The sequence below is a fragment of the Jeotgalibaca sp. PTS2502 genome (assembly GCF_001975685.1).
GTDB classification, from domain to species: Bacteria; Bacillota; Bacilli; order Lactobacillales; family Aerococcaceae; genus Jeotgalibaca; species Jeotgalibaca arthritidis.
The window spans coordinates 987,973-1,003,761 of sequence record NZ_CP019433.1; the positions used below are offsets into that span (position 1 = coordinate 987,973).

General features: G+C 41.6%; 22 protein-coding genes. 3 read left to right on the top strand and 19 right to left on the bottom strand.

All coding sequences use genetic code 11. The features are described 5' to 3' along the window. The first annotated feature begins 452 nt into the window (after window positions 1-452). Entirely contained in the window at window positions 453-1,064 is a 612-nt protein-coding gene (gene rpsD / locus BW721_RS04805) for a 30S ribosomal protein S4 (protein WP_076766635.1), read from the top strand. Window positions 1,065-1,292: 228 nt separating this feature from the next. Here the strand turns inward: rpsD and BW721_RS04810 are convergent, their stop codons facing one another. The 18 genes from BW721_RS04810 to BW721_RS04885 all read right to left on the bottom strand — a co-directional run bounded on the left by BW721_RS04810 (window position 1,293) and on the right by BW721_RS04885 (window position 13,154). Continuing rightward, complete coding sequence (locus tag BW721_RS04810; protein ID WP_083686782.1) at window positions 1,293-1,895, bottom strand: PBECR4 domain-containing protein; 603 nt, start codon at window positions 1,893-1,895, stop codon at window positions 1,293-1,295. Between the two features lie 317 nt (window positions 1,896-2,212). Continuing rightward, complete coding sequence (locus BW721_RS04815) at window positions 2,213-2,455, bottom strand: hypothetical protein (protein ID WP_076766637.1); 243 nt, start codon at window positions 2,453-2,455, stop codon at window positions 2,213-2,215. A 138-nt stretch (window positions 2,456-2,593) separates the two neighbouring features. Then, window positions 2,594-5,398: a tape measure protein gene (locus BW721_RS04820; RefSeq protein ID WP_076766639.1), complete on the bottom strand. Its 2,805-nt coding sequence runs from the start codon at window positions 5,396-5,398 to the stop codon at window positions 2,594-2,596. 112 nt (window positions 5,399-5,510) lie between these two features. Then, window positions 5,511-6,083 (bottom strand): hypothetical protein, encoded by a 573-nt coding sequence (locus BW721_RS04825; RefSeq protein ID WP_076766641.1) that lies wholly within the window; start codon window positions 6,081-6,083, stop codon window positions 5,511-5,513. Continuing rightward, window positions 6,083-6,655, bottom strand: a complete 573-nt coding sequence (locus BW721_RS04830; protein ID WP_076766643.1) for a hypothetical protein — start codon at window positions 6,653-6,655, stop codon at window positions 6,083-6,085. The genes BW721_RS04825 and BW721_RS04830 overlap by 1 nt, the downstream gene beginning before the upstream one ends. A gap of 2 nt (window positions 6,656-6,657) precedes the next feature. Beyond that, the gene (locus tag BW721_RS04835) at window positions 6,658-6,957 is read right to left on the bottom strand and encodes a hypothetical protein (RefSeq protein WP_076766645.1); all 300 of its coding nucleotides are present in this window, start codon (window positions 6,955-6,957) and stop codon (window positions 6,658-6,660) included. A 16-nt stretch (window positions 6,958-6,973) separates the two neighbouring features. Then, window positions 6,974-7,114, bottom strand: coding sequence for a hypothetical protein (locus BW721_RS11775; RefSeq protein WP_156892188.1), 141 nt, complete (start codon window positions 7,112-7,114; stop codon window positions 6,974-6,976). A 19-nt stretch (window positions 7,115-7,133) separates the two neighbouring features. Beyond that, entirely contained in the window at window positions 7,134-7,709 is a 576-nt protein-coding gene (locus tag BW721_RS04840; protein WP_076766647.1) for a hypothetical protein, read from the bottom strand. 20 nt (window positions 7,710-7,729) lie between these two features. Then, window positions 7,730-8,047, bottom strand: coding sequence for a hypothetical protein (locus tag BW721_RS04845; RefSeq protein ID WP_076766649.1), 318 nt, complete (start codon window positions 8,045-8,047; stop codon window positions 7,730-7,732). Beyond that, complete coding sequence (locus BW721_RS04850; RefSeq protein WP_076766651.1) at window positions 8,034-8,342, bottom strand: hypothetical protein; 309 nt, start codon at window positions 8,340-8,342, stop codon at window positions 8,034-8,036. The genes BW721_RS04845 and BW721_RS04850 overlap by 14 nt, the downstream gene beginning before the upstream one ends. Beyond that, a complete protein-coding gene (locus BW721_RS04855; protein WP_076766652.1) occupies window positions 8,339-9,112 on the bottom strand; it encodes a terminase small subunit in 774 nt (257 codons plus the stop codon). Before BW721_RS04855 ends, BW721_RS04850 begins: the two co-directional genes overlap by 4 nt. A gap of 241 nt (window positions 9,113-9,353) precedes the next feature. Beyond that, entirely contained in the window at window positions 9,354-9,812 is a 459-nt protein-coding gene (locus BW721_RS04860) for a hypothetical protein (protein ID WP_076766654.1), read from the bottom strand. A 393-nt stretch (window positions 9,813-10,205) separates the two neighbouring features. Beyond that, window positions 10,206-11,474 (bottom strand): AAA family ATPase, encoded by a 1,269-nt coding sequence (locus BW721_RS04865; protein ID WP_076766656.1) that lies wholly within the window; start codon window positions 11,472-11,474, stop codon window positions 10,206-10,208. Window positions 11,475-11,486: 12 nt separating this feature from the next. Then, window positions 11,487-11,705: a hypothetical protein gene (locus tag BW721_RS04870; protein WP_076766658.1), complete on the bottom strand. Its 219-nt coding sequence runs from the start codon at window positions 11,703-11,705 to the stop codon at window positions 11,487-11,489. A gap of 367 nt (window positions 11,706-12,072) precedes the next feature. Then, complete coding sequence (locus BW721_RS04875; protein WP_156892190.1) at window positions 12,073-12,444, bottom strand: hypothetical protein; 372 nt, start codon at window positions 12,442-12,444, stop codon at window positions 12,073-12,075. A gap of 5 nt (window positions 12,445-12,449) precedes the next feature. Next, window positions 12,450-12,572: a hypothetical protein gene (locus BW721_RS12200; RefSeq protein WP_257787747.1), complete on the bottom strand. Its 123-nt coding sequence runs from the start codon at window positions 12,570-12,572 to the stop codon at window positions 12,450-12,452. Between the two features lie 66 nt (window positions 12,573-12,638). Continuing rightward, a complete protein-coding gene (locus BW721_RS04880; protein WP_076766662.1) occupies window positions 12,639-12,914 on the bottom strand; it encodes a helix-turn-helix domain-containing protein in 276 nt (91 codons plus the stop codon). Window positions 12,915-12,950: 36 nt separating this feature from the next. Further along, a complete protein-coding gene (locus BW721_RS04885) occupies window positions 12,951-13,154 on the bottom strand; it encodes a helix-turn-helix transcriptional regulator (protein ID WP_076766664.1) in 204 nt (67 codons plus the stop codon). A 153-nt stretch (window positions 13,155-13,307) separates the two neighbouring features. Here BW721_RS04885 and BW721_RS04890 point away from each other — a divergent pair, with 153 nt between their 5' ends. Next, window positions 13,308-13,952: a helix-turn-helix domain-containing protein gene (locus BW721_RS04890; protein ID WP_076766666.1), complete on the top strand. Its 645-nt coding sequence runs from the start codon at window positions 13,308-13,310 to the stop codon at window positions 13,950-13,952. Between the two features lie 87 nt (window positions 13,953-14,039). Next, a complete protein-coding gene (locus tag BW721_RS04895; RefSeq protein WP_076766668.1) occupies window positions 14,040-15,197 on the top strand; it encodes a site-specific integrase in 1,158 nt (385 codons plus the stop codon). 171 nt (window positions 15,198-15,368) lie between these two features. Here the strand turns inward: BW721_RS04895 and BW721_RS04900 are convergent, their stop codons facing one another. Continuing rightward, window positions 15,369-15,785: a hypothetical protein gene (locus tag BW721_RS04900; RefSeq protein WP_156892191.1), complete on the bottom strand. Its 417-nt coding sequence runs from the start codon at window positions 15,783-15,785 to the stop codon at window positions 15,369-15,371. Window positions 15,786-15,789: the final 4 nt, after the last annotated feature.

Consider the following 15,789-nt stretch of genomic DNA (forward strand, 5'->3'; position numbering starts at 1 on the left):
AGAAAAGCGGACAAGTCCGCCTTGGCCTATGAAAAAATAGGAAATTTGACCCTGAATGAGCAGCGAAGCGCGCAATGGGGCAAATTTATCTTTTTTTCAGTAGGCCAGGACTTGGGAGCTAGACATTGATGGCTGAACTTATAATCCCCTAGTCTATAAAAAAAGCAAGCTGTGACGTTTTTTATGAAAGAAGCCATTTTTTTATTTCTAGCTTTTTTAGGCGCTGTATTATGATTATCTTGCATTATTCTACTAATCGTGTTAAGATAGTCTTCGTGTAAAATAATGCAGCGAAAGAAAAGCTTCCGCGTCAACAGTTTATCGCCCATAGAGGTTCAATTGTGTACCCTGTCGGCTGCATAAGGTGAAGATTGAAGGATAACCTGCACGTAAAGCTTCGCTTTCAAACAAATTATTTTACTCCAAACAAACATTATTGGAGGAATAAAATTATGTCACGTTATACAGGACCAAGCTGGAAAAAATCTCGCCGTTTAGGTATTTCACTTTCAGGTACAGGTAAAGAATTAGAACGCCGTCCATATGTTCCAGGACAACACGGACCAACAAACCGTAAAAAACTTTCTGAATATGGATTGCAATTGCAAGAAAAACAAAAACTACGTCATATGTATGGTATGAACGAACGTCAATTTGCTACTCTATTCAAAAGAGCTGGTAAAATGACTGAAGGAACTCACGGTGAAAACTTTATGATCCTTCTAGAACGTCGTTTAGATAACGTTGTTTACCGTATGGGATTGGCTTCTACTCGTCGTCAAGCTCGTCAATTAGTAAACCACGGTCATATCACAGTTAACGGCAAACGTATCGACATCCCTTCATACCAAGTGGAAGTTGGTCAAGTTATCTCTGTTCGTGAAAAATCTAAAGAAATGACTACAATCCGTGCTGCTGTTGATGCACTATTTGGTCGTCCAGAATTCATCACTTTTGATGCAGAAACATTAACAGGTTCTCTAAACCGTCTTCCATTACGTGAAGAGTTAACTGCTGATGTTGATGAGTCATACATCGTTGAATACTACAACAAATTAGGTTAATCACCTTTCATATGATTGGATACGTTGGTATATCGTTGATATATCAGCGTTTTTTTTATATTTCGATTTCATGACATGGCATTCAAATGCCACAAATGGCATTTTTCATGGCATTTAATTTTGAATGGACCTATCAACTGACTGCAGGGCAATGAGGCTGCCTCTCTCAGACTTTGAGAGTGGTTTTTTTTATACACAAAAAAAGCCATACAGTACAGAACTGCTGGCTTAACTATTTTTATTTTGTATTTTTGCTTTCTCCATGAGTAGGACTTTTTCATCCCATTCGAGAGACTTTATCTTAGCTCGTTTAGAATAAGGATAAGCGGTTCCTTTTGATTTGCTAACAAAAAAAGTTACTGGAGTATATACATTACGCTGATTTGATACTTTTCTTAAGCCTAAATTCAAAACTCTTTGTATAGAGTCCTCCATAAAAACAATATCTAAGCGCATCGAGTTCTTGCTATCTTCTTTTGAAACACAAATACATTGTCTTACTTCACGTGTTAGAAAAACACGATTAATAAAATCAATATGTTTAATTCTATCTTTTATTTGATGGAAGCCATCTCTTTTCTTAATTACTTGATACGTTAATTCTCCACTTTTGATTTTATCAAGTTGTTTCGAAGCGCTATCCTTATCAAGTTTATGCAAGCCTAGAAGATGAGGCAAGTCAGTTTCATTAAAAATAATATCGAACCTTAAAAGAGGTTTGTAACTAGTTTCTATTGTTACTTTCCGGCCATGATAGTTATCAAAATAATTTTCATATATAGAAAATAAAGAAGGGCTTGAATTTGCCCTATTAGGTGCTTCTTTTTCCAATAGTGCATATCCGCCCTTCTGTAATTATAAAAAAAACAGGAGTGCAAACATGAAGACGTCTCATGTGGGACCAACGATCGGATATAAAGCCTCCGTCGGGCAACGTGGCGCACTCGTTACCACGTCTGTCTAAACTGGACATCTAGAGATCTGGGCGAAGACAAGGCGGAATGAGAGCTTTATCTTCATCACTATAATACTACTTAAAGTGTCAAAAATGCAACTTTTATTTACTTTTTATCACATTATGTTATATTTTAACACTTTTTTAGACACATAATTATCTGATTAAATACTCAAAAAAACGTATTTAAATTTCAAAAAGAGTACGTTTCTCGGTGATCTGATATGCTGATGCTAGTAATATTATTTTTTGCTATTAAAATGTAGTCGCCATAAAAATCTACTAGATGATAAAACAATTCGTCTCTAACGGGTTCTATGGCGCTCTCCAGAATTTGATACTTTTCTAAACTGGCAGAACCTTCAAATTCTTTTTTCACACTTTTGCCGTCAATTAAATTAAATACAATATCATACTTTTTGATTTCATTACTCATTTTTTACACCTCCTTATTTTTATTATCATATCAAATATTAAACATTTAAGAAGTCACTTTCATAAAATACATATAAAAAGACCAGAGGGAAGCCCCCTGGCCATAAAAAGCTATTTTTACTGCCGGTAACAAGTAGCCTTAAGCTTGTGGTATTAAATCATTTGACGAGTGCTCGACAATCATTTTCTCCATGAGATGCAGTAGCTTCTTAGCATCTGTCTCTGTAGATCCAGAACCGTTGAGGTTAACGGTCGCGCTAGGTGTTACTTGTTGGTACTTGATAATGAAATTACGTTCAGCAATATCGCGCATCAGCTTGATGTCCTCTTCGGTGATAGACACCTCAGACTTAATCTTGCCAATGTCCCCGATCTCTTTGCCTTTACCAAGTTTATCACCAGCGCCGCCATCGTCTCCTGCTCCTAATAGGTCGGAGTAATCTGCTGGCGAACCCGTTAAACCATCCATAACCTCAGCCATTAATCCGTTGTTCTTATCCAGCATGTTCGTGAAATCGCCCAAGCCATTAAAGTCCATATCTCCGAGGTTCTGAACAAAGTTATAACCTGTATCAAAAGAAGCCCCAGGATCCTTAAGATTGTTTCCGATAAACTCGTAACCAGTAAAGGCTGCAAGCTCCATCTTCGGAGCACTCCAATAGTTATCTGGAGCCTCGCCTGGGTTGAACATCTCACTCATGCCCCGGATACTATCGCCAACGGTATTGTTAGCACCAAAGCTTGCCAGCTCTCCCACTGTTCCGATATTAACGCCTGGTATCTTGTTAAGCAGTTCGATCAAACCATTTACGGCTCGTATGGCAATGTTAGCCCCGTTCACGAATGCATTACCCAAAGCCGTTGCTGCACTGCCTGAGCTATCTGCAATGTTGGCCATATAGTCCAGTATGTTCTTGATCAAGTTGTAAAAGAGCATCTGCGTACTATAAACAGGGTTTCGCCAGACGTTCGCAAAGAACTCAACGAATGCAGCGACCACGTTCCACGCATAGGCAAAGATGTTGTAAATGGTCTGGGCAAGCTGGATAAAAATACCGATTGCAAAGACGACAACGTTATAAATCACAGTGCCGACCCACATAAAACCTCCCACGATCCAGCCTGCTACCTGGATGGCTGAAAAGCCCATCTGGTTAAGCGCCCAGGCAACCAAAGCAATCGCCCCAATGAACAGGACTGCCCCGGCGTGCGCATAAAGCCATATCCCTAAAGCGATGACGGCCACGGCAGCCAATACACCGCCTAGGATAACAAAGGCCGTCTGCAGCATATTCGCATTCTGTTGTGCCCAGGTAATGCCGGCTACAATGATATCAAACGCCCAGGATGCGACTTGCGCCAGGATAAAAATGCCATTCGTGATGGATGCAAAGAGCTCCTGCCCAACAGTCGAGTTAATAAAATCATTAAATGTCTGGATGAGCGGCTGAAAAGCATACACCGCTGTATTTTGTATTTGTGTCATCATGTCCGCAAACGTGAGTGGCATTGTCGCAAACTTCGCATTAATCTCGTCTGCAGCGTTAAACATGGCTCTCTTAATGATGTCGGAGGAGATGGCTCCTTCAGAGGCCAGTTCCCGGAGTTCTGCGCGCGTGATGCCCAGTTCGTCCTGGATGGCTTGAATGACAAGCGGCGCCCCTTCCATGACGGAGTTGAGCTCCTCGCCTCTCAAAGCCCCAGCGGCCAAAGCCTGCGTTAACTGCAGCATAGAGCTGGCTTGTTCCTCAACGCTGGCCCCGCCGATCTTGTAGGCCTTGTTCAGTGTCTCAGCGAAAGCGATCAACTCATCGTTATTGGAGAACGCATCCCCCGCATTGATCCCCAGCCTGGCCACAAAGTTGGCCGTATCGGCATAGGCAGAACGGGAACGAATGGCGGCAGCGAGTATCTGGTCTGATAATTGCGCTGTGGTTCGCATGCCGTCATTGATCATGTTGAGTCGGGCCATCGTATTGATAAACGTGTCTGCTTTACTGATTAAGCCGGTCATCATGCTACTGATACGCTGGAGCGCTGCAATGGCCACCCCAAAGTTCATGAGCCTGCTGATACTGTTTAGCTTCTCCTGGGAGGCCGTTGTCCGGTCTATGGAGCCCTTGAAACGGTTCTGATTGTTCAGGTTCCTGAGTATCGCGCCCCCGCCTTTCGTGACAAGGCTAATAAATTTCGTTACCGGCGCGTTAACCCTGCCAAAGATGGAAACAAAGCGCATCGTAGTTGAAACAAGTTTGTTCTGCGATGTTGAAGCGCGCTGCATGGATGCCCGCATTTTCTCCAGCATCTGGACAACGCGGGACTGTCTCAGGTACATATCGCTCCAAATGGTCACGTTTGCGCTCAGACTGGCTTTCAACTTATCGGACAGGAACGGCAGGCGAACCATCCGCGTCGTTACTGCATCGACGCCAGCGGCCAAACGGCTGTAAATTACGTTCGTGCTGTTCAGTTGATTGTTTACCGCTTGCGCTTGTCCCAGGGAGGCAGTCATACCAGCCAACGGGTCAATACTTGCAAGCTGACTCATGGTGCTGCGTGTTCCGGCCAGCTCAATCTCCAGCGTGTTTAGTTGCTGCGTTGCCTGCGTGATGTCGCTATGATCAACAGCTACAGCCGTTTCCATGTCTTGCATCATAAAGCTTCGGAGCTTCTCGGCCTCTTGCATGGCATCCCTTAAAGATGCGTCCTGTGCGTTAATAAAGAGGTTGTAGTCATTATCCACTACATCGGCAAGACGGTTGGATGCAAGGAGCGCATCTTCCACCTCGGACGTTTCTGCACTCATGCGCAAGTCATACCCGCCGCTCATGACTTTGTCCAAAGCAATGAACGTTTTAAGCGTATCCTGTGTCATCTTATTGATCTGCAAGAGCGGTTCAGAAAATTTATCTGTTAGTTGTAAAGATTGTTCTAGTGTTGCCACTTAATCACCTCTTTCTTATTCTGTTTGTTGTTTGGTTCCGTTTTGGTGTACCTCTATCCCCCTACCAAAGAAGATAAGCCCGCCGATCACAAAGCTAGCGGGCTTTCAGGTATTAGACGTTTAAGGCAACGTCCAAGCTTGAAACGTCTGTCATGGACTCCATCACTCCAAAATTTAAGCCTGTGCCAGAAACCACGCTTTCAATGCCTTGCGTTAAGCTTTGGCTAAAATCATCAAAGGCCGCTAACTTTAAATCGGCACTAACGAGTACCCCGCCGCCTGGCGTTGTAAATTCTACTTTGTTCGCTGCTGCTGAGTCCATAATGGCGCGCAGCATGGTTCGATTATCTTTATGTTTCTCCAGCAGTTTTGTGTAATCGGACTCCGCTAATTTAATAGGGCTGTTCAAAAGGTTGACGTCGCTGGTCAGCTTCTCAGGGTCCAGCGTGTCCCACTTAGCAGCTGCAGCTTCATAGCTTCCCCGAAGAGAATGCATCTCGTTGTAAAAGGCATTTCGCGCGTTAGCGATATTGCGATCTAAGTCCGCAAGAGTTTCATAATGCACTTCGTCCGTTATCCGTCTGTTGAAATGAGCTGTGTTAGCCTCTTGTTTTTGTGCCTGTAGTACCTCGATTTTTATCTTTGCTTTCTGAGCTGTTTCCATTAATTTCGTTGCGTAGTTCATTAGTTTTGTCCTCCTTTAGTAAATAGTTCTGCGGGTTGTCTATTGCCATTCTCGGCATAATTGCTTAAAAATGATTCTGGTGTATTAAACATTTGGCGGGATCCGTCCGGGTTAAAGAGATTCTCCGGCAAGTAGGGACGCACTTCTGAAATAAATTGATGCATCGCTGCTTTTTCTGCCCGCTCACTTTGGTTGATCGTTTCCTTGAGCGCTTCTATTTCTGCCTCTTTCTGTCTGATCAAAGCATAATCATCTAAATGTTTATCTTTGATAGCGTTACGATGCTCTCGGATGATATGGGTCGCATCTTCCAATACCAGCGGACCGTTTTCCTCATGAATCCTGTCGTAGTTATCCTGAGCTTTTCTAAGTATTTCCTGCAGCAATGCTACTTTTTCAGCTTGATCATTGCGTGCCTGTAGTTCTTCCAGGGTGCTGCTGTCTGCCAGTGCAGTGAGTTCTGCGTTGGCAATGTCTAGCGCCTCCTCAGCCTGGGCGATTGTCGCATGTAAAGCCTCAAAAGTTGATTGCTGTGCCTGTAGTAGTTCTGTTGCTCCTGTAATGTTTATCATAATTATTCACTCTCCGCATTTTTTAATGTGTCATCAATAATCTTGTTCGCGATCCGCCACTCGTTTTCTGTGAGGTTTCGCTTCATCTTCTCCAGGAAGATCGTTTCAAATATATCTTGCAGCGGTTCGCGTTCCAGAGCGACGGACTCCGGGGCTTCCGGGTTTTGTTGATGCATCCATACGGCAATGCGGCTAACAAAATCATCTTGAAAGGTTTTGGGGTTCTTCACTTTCTTGATAATCGCTGCTTTTTTCTCTTTTTTCTGTCGTTTATATGCTTTGATGATGGCTTTCTTTTTCATTGTTTCACCTCCCAGGCTAGACGCCCATTTCTATAAAATGCCAGACAACCATCGCCCCATAAATTAAGACCCCAGCCACCAGGGCAAAAATAGCCAGTATGGATGCAATGAGTAACAATGCAGCGATAAAAGTAACTGTATACTGCAGGTACCGCATCCGATCACCTCTTTTCTTCTTAATCAAATACTTCTGAGTCCATTCCGAACAAGATAACTGAAAGGTCCTTCGTGGCTTTGTCCAGCTGTCTATAAAAATTAGAGCGGTTAATTCCGAAAGGATTCTCAGTTATGCGCGGCTTGTAGGTTGAGTAATAATCTAGGTAGAACCACTTCATTACTCTAAAACTGTCCTCAAGTTGTGGGTTGTTGCTGAACGTACCATCCCACTGATACGCATAAGATGTACATATCTTTTTATAGGCAGCAATGGATGCATCCACGTACTGCAGCATGGCCGCACTCTTCTGTTTTGACTGCAGGATTACATCAATGTCTTTGTTACCTCCGAAAATCACTGTTTCTATATCAAAAAGCATTTGATCCTCAATGATAGGGAGGTGCTGCGCATCTTCTTTCATCTTCCTGTAGTTCTGCAGGAGGAGCTTCGTATTGCGGAAAAACTTCTCATGTTCTTCTTCCTTTTCTCCTTCACTTTTTGTCTTTGCAGTAGGCAGGTCATAGTCTTCGGCCACTAACTCCACTACTACCCTTCTGATTGTTGCCAGGTCCGCCTCTGTCACTTCATAGCCCATGCATCCTTTTCCCCCTATTTCTAAAACTCAAATATGTCTGCTATGGTGTTTCGGTAATGGAAAGCCGCGTCCTCAAGTTCTTGCCAGTTCTCATCATCGGATCGTTTAGACGTGCTGACTGCTTCTTTAATATGCTCGACTTCGCTGGCAGGAACAGAAAAGCTTTTGCCTTTCAGCATTGAAACGGTCACAGACTGAAGCTTTCTACAGTCTTCATCTTCATAGGTTGCAATCAAGGCACGCACGCCGCTTGCTCCTGGGCGCAAAACCATATCCGGATACTCTTTCAAGATAACGGCCACAACGGGGCGTACTGCTCCGAAACTAGACTCTTTCATCGTCGGCTGCCTCCTTCGTCAAGCGGATCAAGTTCACAACTTCGGTCTGTAGGAGATCCTCCACAATTTTAATGCGTCGGTAGCAATTCCGCTGGACGTCCATGATTTCAGGCAGTCCAATCTTCGCAGCGCGTTGTAGACTTTTAGCCGCATCCTCGCCAGGCTTTTCTGCTACTCGGTTCATGGCATTGGATGCGATTGTAGCCAATTGCAAGGAGCCAGCTAATCCTTTCAGCTCATCTAAAGCAAAGTCCAGGCTCTCTTTGATGTCGTCTATTTCTGTTGATTTTTTCAAGTGTAATCCTCCTCTTCTGGCCACAATTCTGCAGCTGTTGCGTTCAAAGCTTCCATAAAGCCGTCATTTTCGTATGCTTCGCCCGGATCATCATCCCCAAAGTCAAAGCGTTTCAGTAGCTCGGCGATGGCACGCTGCTTATCAGGAAGCTTCACGCGTAAGCCGTCACGGCCGAGGCTCACCTCTTGGATGAGCTGGCCATCTACCTGCTCCGAATTCTTGAAGCGCAGGAACGGCTTTATTTTCTTGTGTTCAATCTTTAGACCCTCGGCGGTATACTCCTCGGACGTTATTTCTTCAGTACCCCATTCAGCAAACTGCCTCATATCGGCCATAGCCTGCTTCAGGAGTTGCGCGTCCAGGTCCATAGCAGTAAAAAAGAGCTCGTTAGCCTTTGCGTCGCGTAGTTCGGCCAGGCGTTCCTGGACTTTATCTTTTTGGAACAACCGCTGTGCGCTGGTTGCTGCTGAGTTATAAGCTGTTCCAGGTCGTGCCCGCATGTATGCCTGGGTTTTGTTGAAGTCCACCATATACTCAAGACAGAACCTTTCTTCTATGTCTGAGAGATCGGACTCACTGAGAACCTCCTCCGTCTCCCGCTGCAGGTCACGCGTCACTTTCTTAGTCACGTCCTGTGTGACTTTTTCCCAGTTGTCACGTGACTTTCTTTTTCGGAGTGTCGCGGGCTTGATGCCGTACTTGTTGGCCAGGTCTGTCATGTTAATGGCCGTCTCTTCATATTCCTTACGTATTGGATCCCAATCAATCAATAACTTTTCACCTCTGTTCTTTAATAAGTTGAGGGAGAGCCGCTGTCTCCCTCTTATTGCGTATTGCATACGTGATCTAACTTAAGGCTTTATTTGCATCCACTGCACCACCTCCAATACTTGAAAAATGAACCTTTGCCATCTAGCTATGCATAACTAATCTTTTGCTATCGAAAGCAGCTTCTATTACATCGTCTTCTGAAAGAACTGGGGAATGACTATTTTTAATTATTTCCACCCCCTAAAATTTGTTGTTACACCCAACCCAACCAACCTCATCCTTTACGATGTAACGATTCCATATAGCGCATTTTTCAAAGAATCGAATCAGCTTCTCTTCTTGCTTTAGATAGGCTATCAACTCATCATCAGCATATATATGAAACTTATGTGTTTTCTGTGGTGGTAACAAATCAATACCACTGGCTTCTATGTTGGTATAAAGATTTACGCTCCATCCAGTCGTGCAACCTTCTGAATATAATTCTCTTTCATCTTTACCATAATTTACCCCTTGCCATTTACGAGTGCCTGGATCATATTCCATCATCTTAAAAGCCATTTTTTTAACATAACTTAGAAATGATTCATTATTCTTTAGCCACTCTAATACTTCTGCCCGGTCTTCTTTGTAAGGCATGTACTGACTTTCCATGAACCTAACATCTTTAATTTCCCTAAATCGTTTTTTAATCTCCATATTCCTCACCTACCTTTTTAGGACAAACAAAATTGTCGCTGTCTTTTTTCTTTTTATTTTCGCCTGTTAGTGTTTCATGAACATAGGACCCTTTCGGCAATTGCCTAAGCCGAAAGTCCTTTGTTCAAACTAACTGACACACGTTTTCTGTCTCCGAAATTACAAACATGGAATGTTGTAATTGGGGTTCACAGTTGTCTAGCTTTAATTGTCGCTATTTGTCTAAAAGGCTATATATAAAGGTTTGTCCCTTATTTGTCCTTGTCTAAATGCGACAATTTATAATGTTTGTCTCTAGTTTGTCCTTGTCTTAAAAGTTCTCTAAAAATATGGACAAATGACTTTTTGTCCTTTGCTATGTCTTACTTTTGCCTTTAGTTTGTCCTTGTCTTACTAGATAAATTTAAATATTTTTCCTTTTTCCATATAAAATATATCTGATTCTTCAACTCGTCTTTCTACTGTTTTTTCACTCATTCCTATAATTCTGGCAATATCCTTCTTATGTGGGGTTTCGCCCGTACCGTTTTCTTTTTCAAACTTTTCACAAGCTGCCGTTAATTCTTTATTAGCTTTTTCTGTTTTAATGTACGACACCTCTTCTGGTGGTGACTCTTGTGATGATTTGCTATCCCAAAAGGCGAAAACTCCCGTACTATAATTCGTTAATAAACCGTCTGCATCCTCTTTTAATAGTGGATAGCGAAAAATATACTGTTCTGTTTGTGGATAAAAAATTCCGCTTGAATAAGCTACCATCTGCCAATACGTATCGTTTTTTATTGGGGTAAATAAGCTGTCGAAAAAATCAAGTGTACGTTTTTCCTCACTTTCACGGATGGCAATTTCTAAATGCCTTCTTAGCTCGTCAACGCTCCTTTCTTTTTTAAAGAAATTATCAGTTATATTCTCCTTGTAATAATCAAATCGATGTTCTTTTAAGACTTCTGTAAAATAATTCTTTACCTGGTTAACCTGTAAATCGTTTAAGTGCTTGTCCTTTAATTTTATTTCTACAAACTCAATGTATGTATCAAATAGTGATAAGAGAATATCGTTATGAATAACATTTAAGTTATCGATGTAAGACTTATCTGAAAACTCTCTTCTAACCGTATGAGTAACAACCACAGAGCAATTACATTCAATCGTTAATCTATCTAATGCTGCAATAGTAGAATGTACTGAATACCCCTCTAATGGCTGCACATAATCGATTGAGTCCAAAATAATTAAGCGGTATGTTTTGCCTTGTTTTCGAACCGAATCAATAACCTGATTAATAACAGTTGGCATTGATGTTTCGCCTTTAATGGTCACATAATCAATGAATTCATAACTTTTGCTCTCTTCCACTTTCTCATACAGTCGTGAAATCCGATTTAACATATTTTGCTTATCAGCACCACATCCGACAATGAGGACATCTCCTTGTTTAACTTCCCAACCTAGCCACTTTTCACCGTCAGCAATCGCTTTGCACAACTGAAGTGACACACTTGTCTTTAATGATCTAGGCGGTGCAGCAATCATCATTTTTTGATTTTTTCTTAATAATCCTTTTATTAAAGAAGCAGATAAAAGGCTAGCTTGATTCCATCTGCTAGAAGAGTTCTCAATCGTTAATCCTTGTTCATTTTGCACATTTTCACCTTCTTTCAACTATATTCACTCTCATAAAGTTAATAGCTCCTCATTAGCATCATTCATGGCACTCACTAAACGATGAACTAAATTGAGTAGGTCAGCTAAGTAAGCTACTTCTTGATAAACTAAGTCTTGAAGGTCTGCTACTGAAATTGGTGTCCCATCTTCATTTGTAATTTCTGATTGTGTAATTGAATAAATACTTTGTACTTGATCCTTCACTGTTTCAGCCTTTGATTGTTCCATTATTTTTTCCTCCATTTTCTGTTATATCCTCTTTCAATTTCCATGATATTGGCCACCCAACTTATACGATCATCAATTTCATTCATCTGTTTATACTCGGCAACTGTTTCGCTTGTCTCAGTTGGTTTATTTAAGCGCTGCAAGAACTGTGACCAGGTTGTTTATCCGTTCTTCCACTTGCTAGCTTTACGTGAGTAGGCCGTCGCAATGGCTAACTGGCCATCGTGTGTTAGTTTTATTTCTTCCAAAAGTTTCCCACCTCCTGTAAAGGTTCTATACTTTACATTTTGAATATGTTATAATGACAGAAAATAGGTACACAAAAAGTACCCACTTTCTAGTCTGGATGCATCTGAGTTTCGTCGGCTCAAAGGGATGCATCCATTTTTTGTAGTTTCTGCAGCTTACTGTTATTAAGTTTTGCTTGTTCCAGTTCGTTTGATTGATTCATTAAAATCTCGCTCATCAAGTCAAGATAAACCTCATGGCGCTGAGAGAGCTTCATCATGGCCATCTTTACATAAACGCCTACACTATCCTCTGGCGCTGCCTCTATTTCATCAGCATACTCTGACCAGTCTTCTGTCATCTGATCGACAAGCACACGCATTTTTTCTATGCTTCCCTTTGAGTCTGAAAGAAAGACGTCTACATCATCCTGGGCAGACCAGGCCTGTTTTTTAATAGCTTCTTTTTCCAAAGGTAACCACGTACCAACTTCTCTGTTCCCCATCATCATCATCATTACCCCCTATTTTTTTGTTCTTCTACCATTTCCAACACTAGGAGCCACATTTTAAGAGCTACAAGCGTCACAGTAATACCCACCAACAAACCACCCAGAAACGTTTCTTCTAAAATTGTCATAACTAACACCCTTTCACTTATACTCATGTTTAAGCTCTGCTGCCCTGCGGATGCTTATTTTTTTGTTTATCTTTCTAAATCAGCCATGAATTCATTGATAGAGTTTTTTGCGATGAGCGTCATATTATCTACCTGAACCATCGGTAACCCCATGAGGATGAGTTTCTGGAGACTTTTGTAGGATATGCCCAGGTATGCGGCAGCCTCTTTCTTATTGAAATAGTCTTTCTTATGAAGCTCGTTGCTTGATACCTCTTCGATGACTTTAAGAGCCGCTTGCCTTAGCAGGCCCTCTATTTGATGCTGTAGGTCATCAGATACATTAAGCGTCAGCTCTGCCATTTTGTTCACCTCCTTATAACGTAACTTTTATAACCTTTAGTCAAAAAAAATTTCATCAATAGTAATATCAGGGAACAAAGTTTTCAATAATTCCTTAAACCTTGCTTTTTCTGAATCCTTAAAAGAAGTTACACCTCTTTCTTTCGCTGAGTAGGCTTGTACTGATATGCCAAAGTCCTTAGCAAGATCCTTTTGATTCATTCCTAACATCCTTCTGTATCCGGCTATTCTGTTAGCCATTTTATAGCCCTCCTTTCTACAAAACGTAACTTTTATAACTTCATACTAATATAAATCTCAAGCAAAGTCAATTAAAAAACGAAACTTTTATAACTTTTTGTTTAATTCCGATTTAGTTTAATGTATAATCAAGTTAAAGGAGGTGCTACATAAATGAAACCTGATTTACGCAAAGTTGGTCGACGAATCTTTGATATACGCACTAAATTGGATTTAACTCAAACTGAATTTGGCGAAATGGTAGATGGCGCTAAAAAAGGGATCGTTTCACGCTGGGAAAGCGGACTCAATCTCCCTAACAGAAAAAGACTGGATATCATTGCAGACGCTGGAGGTATTTCAGTCGATGAGCTTTTATATGGGGATATCGGAGAGTATGCCGCTACATTCTTGGATACTTTTATCGAGGATTTAATAAAAGATGAAGATCCTGACAGCTTTGTCACCCTGCTACTTAAAGACCCATCTCAATTAAAAGAGTTGAAATTTCAGTTTACAACCCTGGTTAAAGAGTATGGTTTCAGCCACTCAGAGATTGAAGCAATGAAAAAGCTTGCCAATGAAACGATTTTCCGCTTTCTACGCGGAGAAGACGACTCAAATAAAGGCGCCATTAATATTACTTACAACACCTTAAAGGACTTATTAAGTACTGTTGACAATATGTTCTTGGACTTAAAAGCTGGCCATGATGTAACAGTATATAAAGACGGTATGGATGCAACCCTGCATGAAAAGCTCACTGAGATTTTGACAGAGGCGATCAACAAAACAGATAATATTAAAAATAATCAATAATATAATGGCCCACCCCGTAACCACTCGGGATAAGGCCACCTCTTTAAAGCCCTGTTGCCCTGCGGTGCAAGAGAAGAGGAAAAGAATATGGCAAGCATTACAAAATACACGAAAAAAGACGGCTCTGCGGCATACAAGTTCCAGGCATACTTAGGCATCGATCCAATGACTGGAAAGCCTAAAAAGACAACGCGCTCCGGATTTAAGACGAAAAAAGAGGCCGACCTTGCCCTCTCCAGGTTAATGCTGGATATAGACAAGAACGGCCTCAGTAAAACGGATAACGATAACATCACTTTCAAGGAAGTATATGAGCTGTGGGTGGATCAATACCGGCACACCGTCAAAGAGAACACGCTGCGCATGACAAAATACTACTTCAATGACTACATTTTACCATCGTTGGGCAAGTACCGCATCAACAACATAACGGTCGCCCAGGTTCAAAAAGCAGTCAACAAATGGGCCGGTCAAGTCGGTATGTATAAACTCATGAACAGTTATGTTTCCATGGTTTACCGTTTCGCTAATAATAGCGGGATCAGTAATATAGACCCTGCTAAAAAAGTTATCATTCCTAAGAAGAAAAAGAAAGTAAAGGCGCAATATGAGCAGGAGGATGGCTTTTACACCCGGGACGAACTGCGGACGTTCATGGATTGCGCCTCTAAAGTAAAAGACCTGAAGAAAGTGGTGTTTTTCCGACTTGCAGCGTACACTGGTGCCCGTAAGAGTGAAATACTGGCGCTGAACTGGACCGATATTGATTTCACACGTAAACAGCTGCATATCAATAAAACGCTCGCAATCGGCTTAAAAAAGGTCATTGTTAACACACCAAAGACAGAGGCATCCATTCGCTCTATCAGTTTGGATGATGAGACGCTGGCACTGCTAAAAAGATGGCGTAAGGATCAGCTGGAAAAGTATCTCAAGCTCGGCATCAATACGAACAGGCCTAACCAGCCAATCTTTACAACCTATCGCAATACGCACATACGCCCGTCTGCTGTGTTCTACTGGCTGAGGGATGTTCTCCAAAAGAATGACCTGAAGAAAATAACGGTTCACGGGTTCCGGCATACGCATGCCTCCCTGTTGTTCGAGGCGGGTGCGTCGCTCCAGGAAGTAAAAGAACGGCTCGGGCATGCGAACATAAAAACAACGATGGATATCTATACCCACGTAACCGAAAAGACTAAGGAAGAAACGGCTGACAAATTCCTCAAATTTATGGAAAACTGAGACAATGGCATTTTTTATGGCATTAATTTTTTCCAGGCATTTGAGAGAACGGCTTAAAAGTCCAGTCATACCAACGTTTATAGACTATCCTGTGAAATGATTGAACCTTACAACAAATTAGGTTAATCTTAATTTTAACCCCCCGTCTTGGATATCCAAGACGGGGGGTTTTTATTTGAAGGTCATTGGTTTACTTATCTTTTCTAGACCATCTCGGTAAGATAGTCGTATGCTGATTTCACCTGTTAATTCATCATAGGATACCACCTTAATTTTTATATTAAATCTATTTACATTTGAGTCAACATAAGAAATAATATCTTCTGTTTGCTGACCAATCGTTAAGCTAATTTTACTTTCTCCACTATTAGTATCTGATGCTATCTTTTCAGAATCCATTATAATTGTTGGATGTTTGTAAAGCACTGTTTCCCCTTCTGAATAATGCCTAATCACTTCAATTGATTGAGGAATATCCTGTTTAGATACGATGAAAATACCATCTTCACTTTTGTCGATTAATGTAACACTGACAATTAGAGCAACAAGTATGATGATGCATCCAACTTTCCTTTTCAGCATAGTCATTACC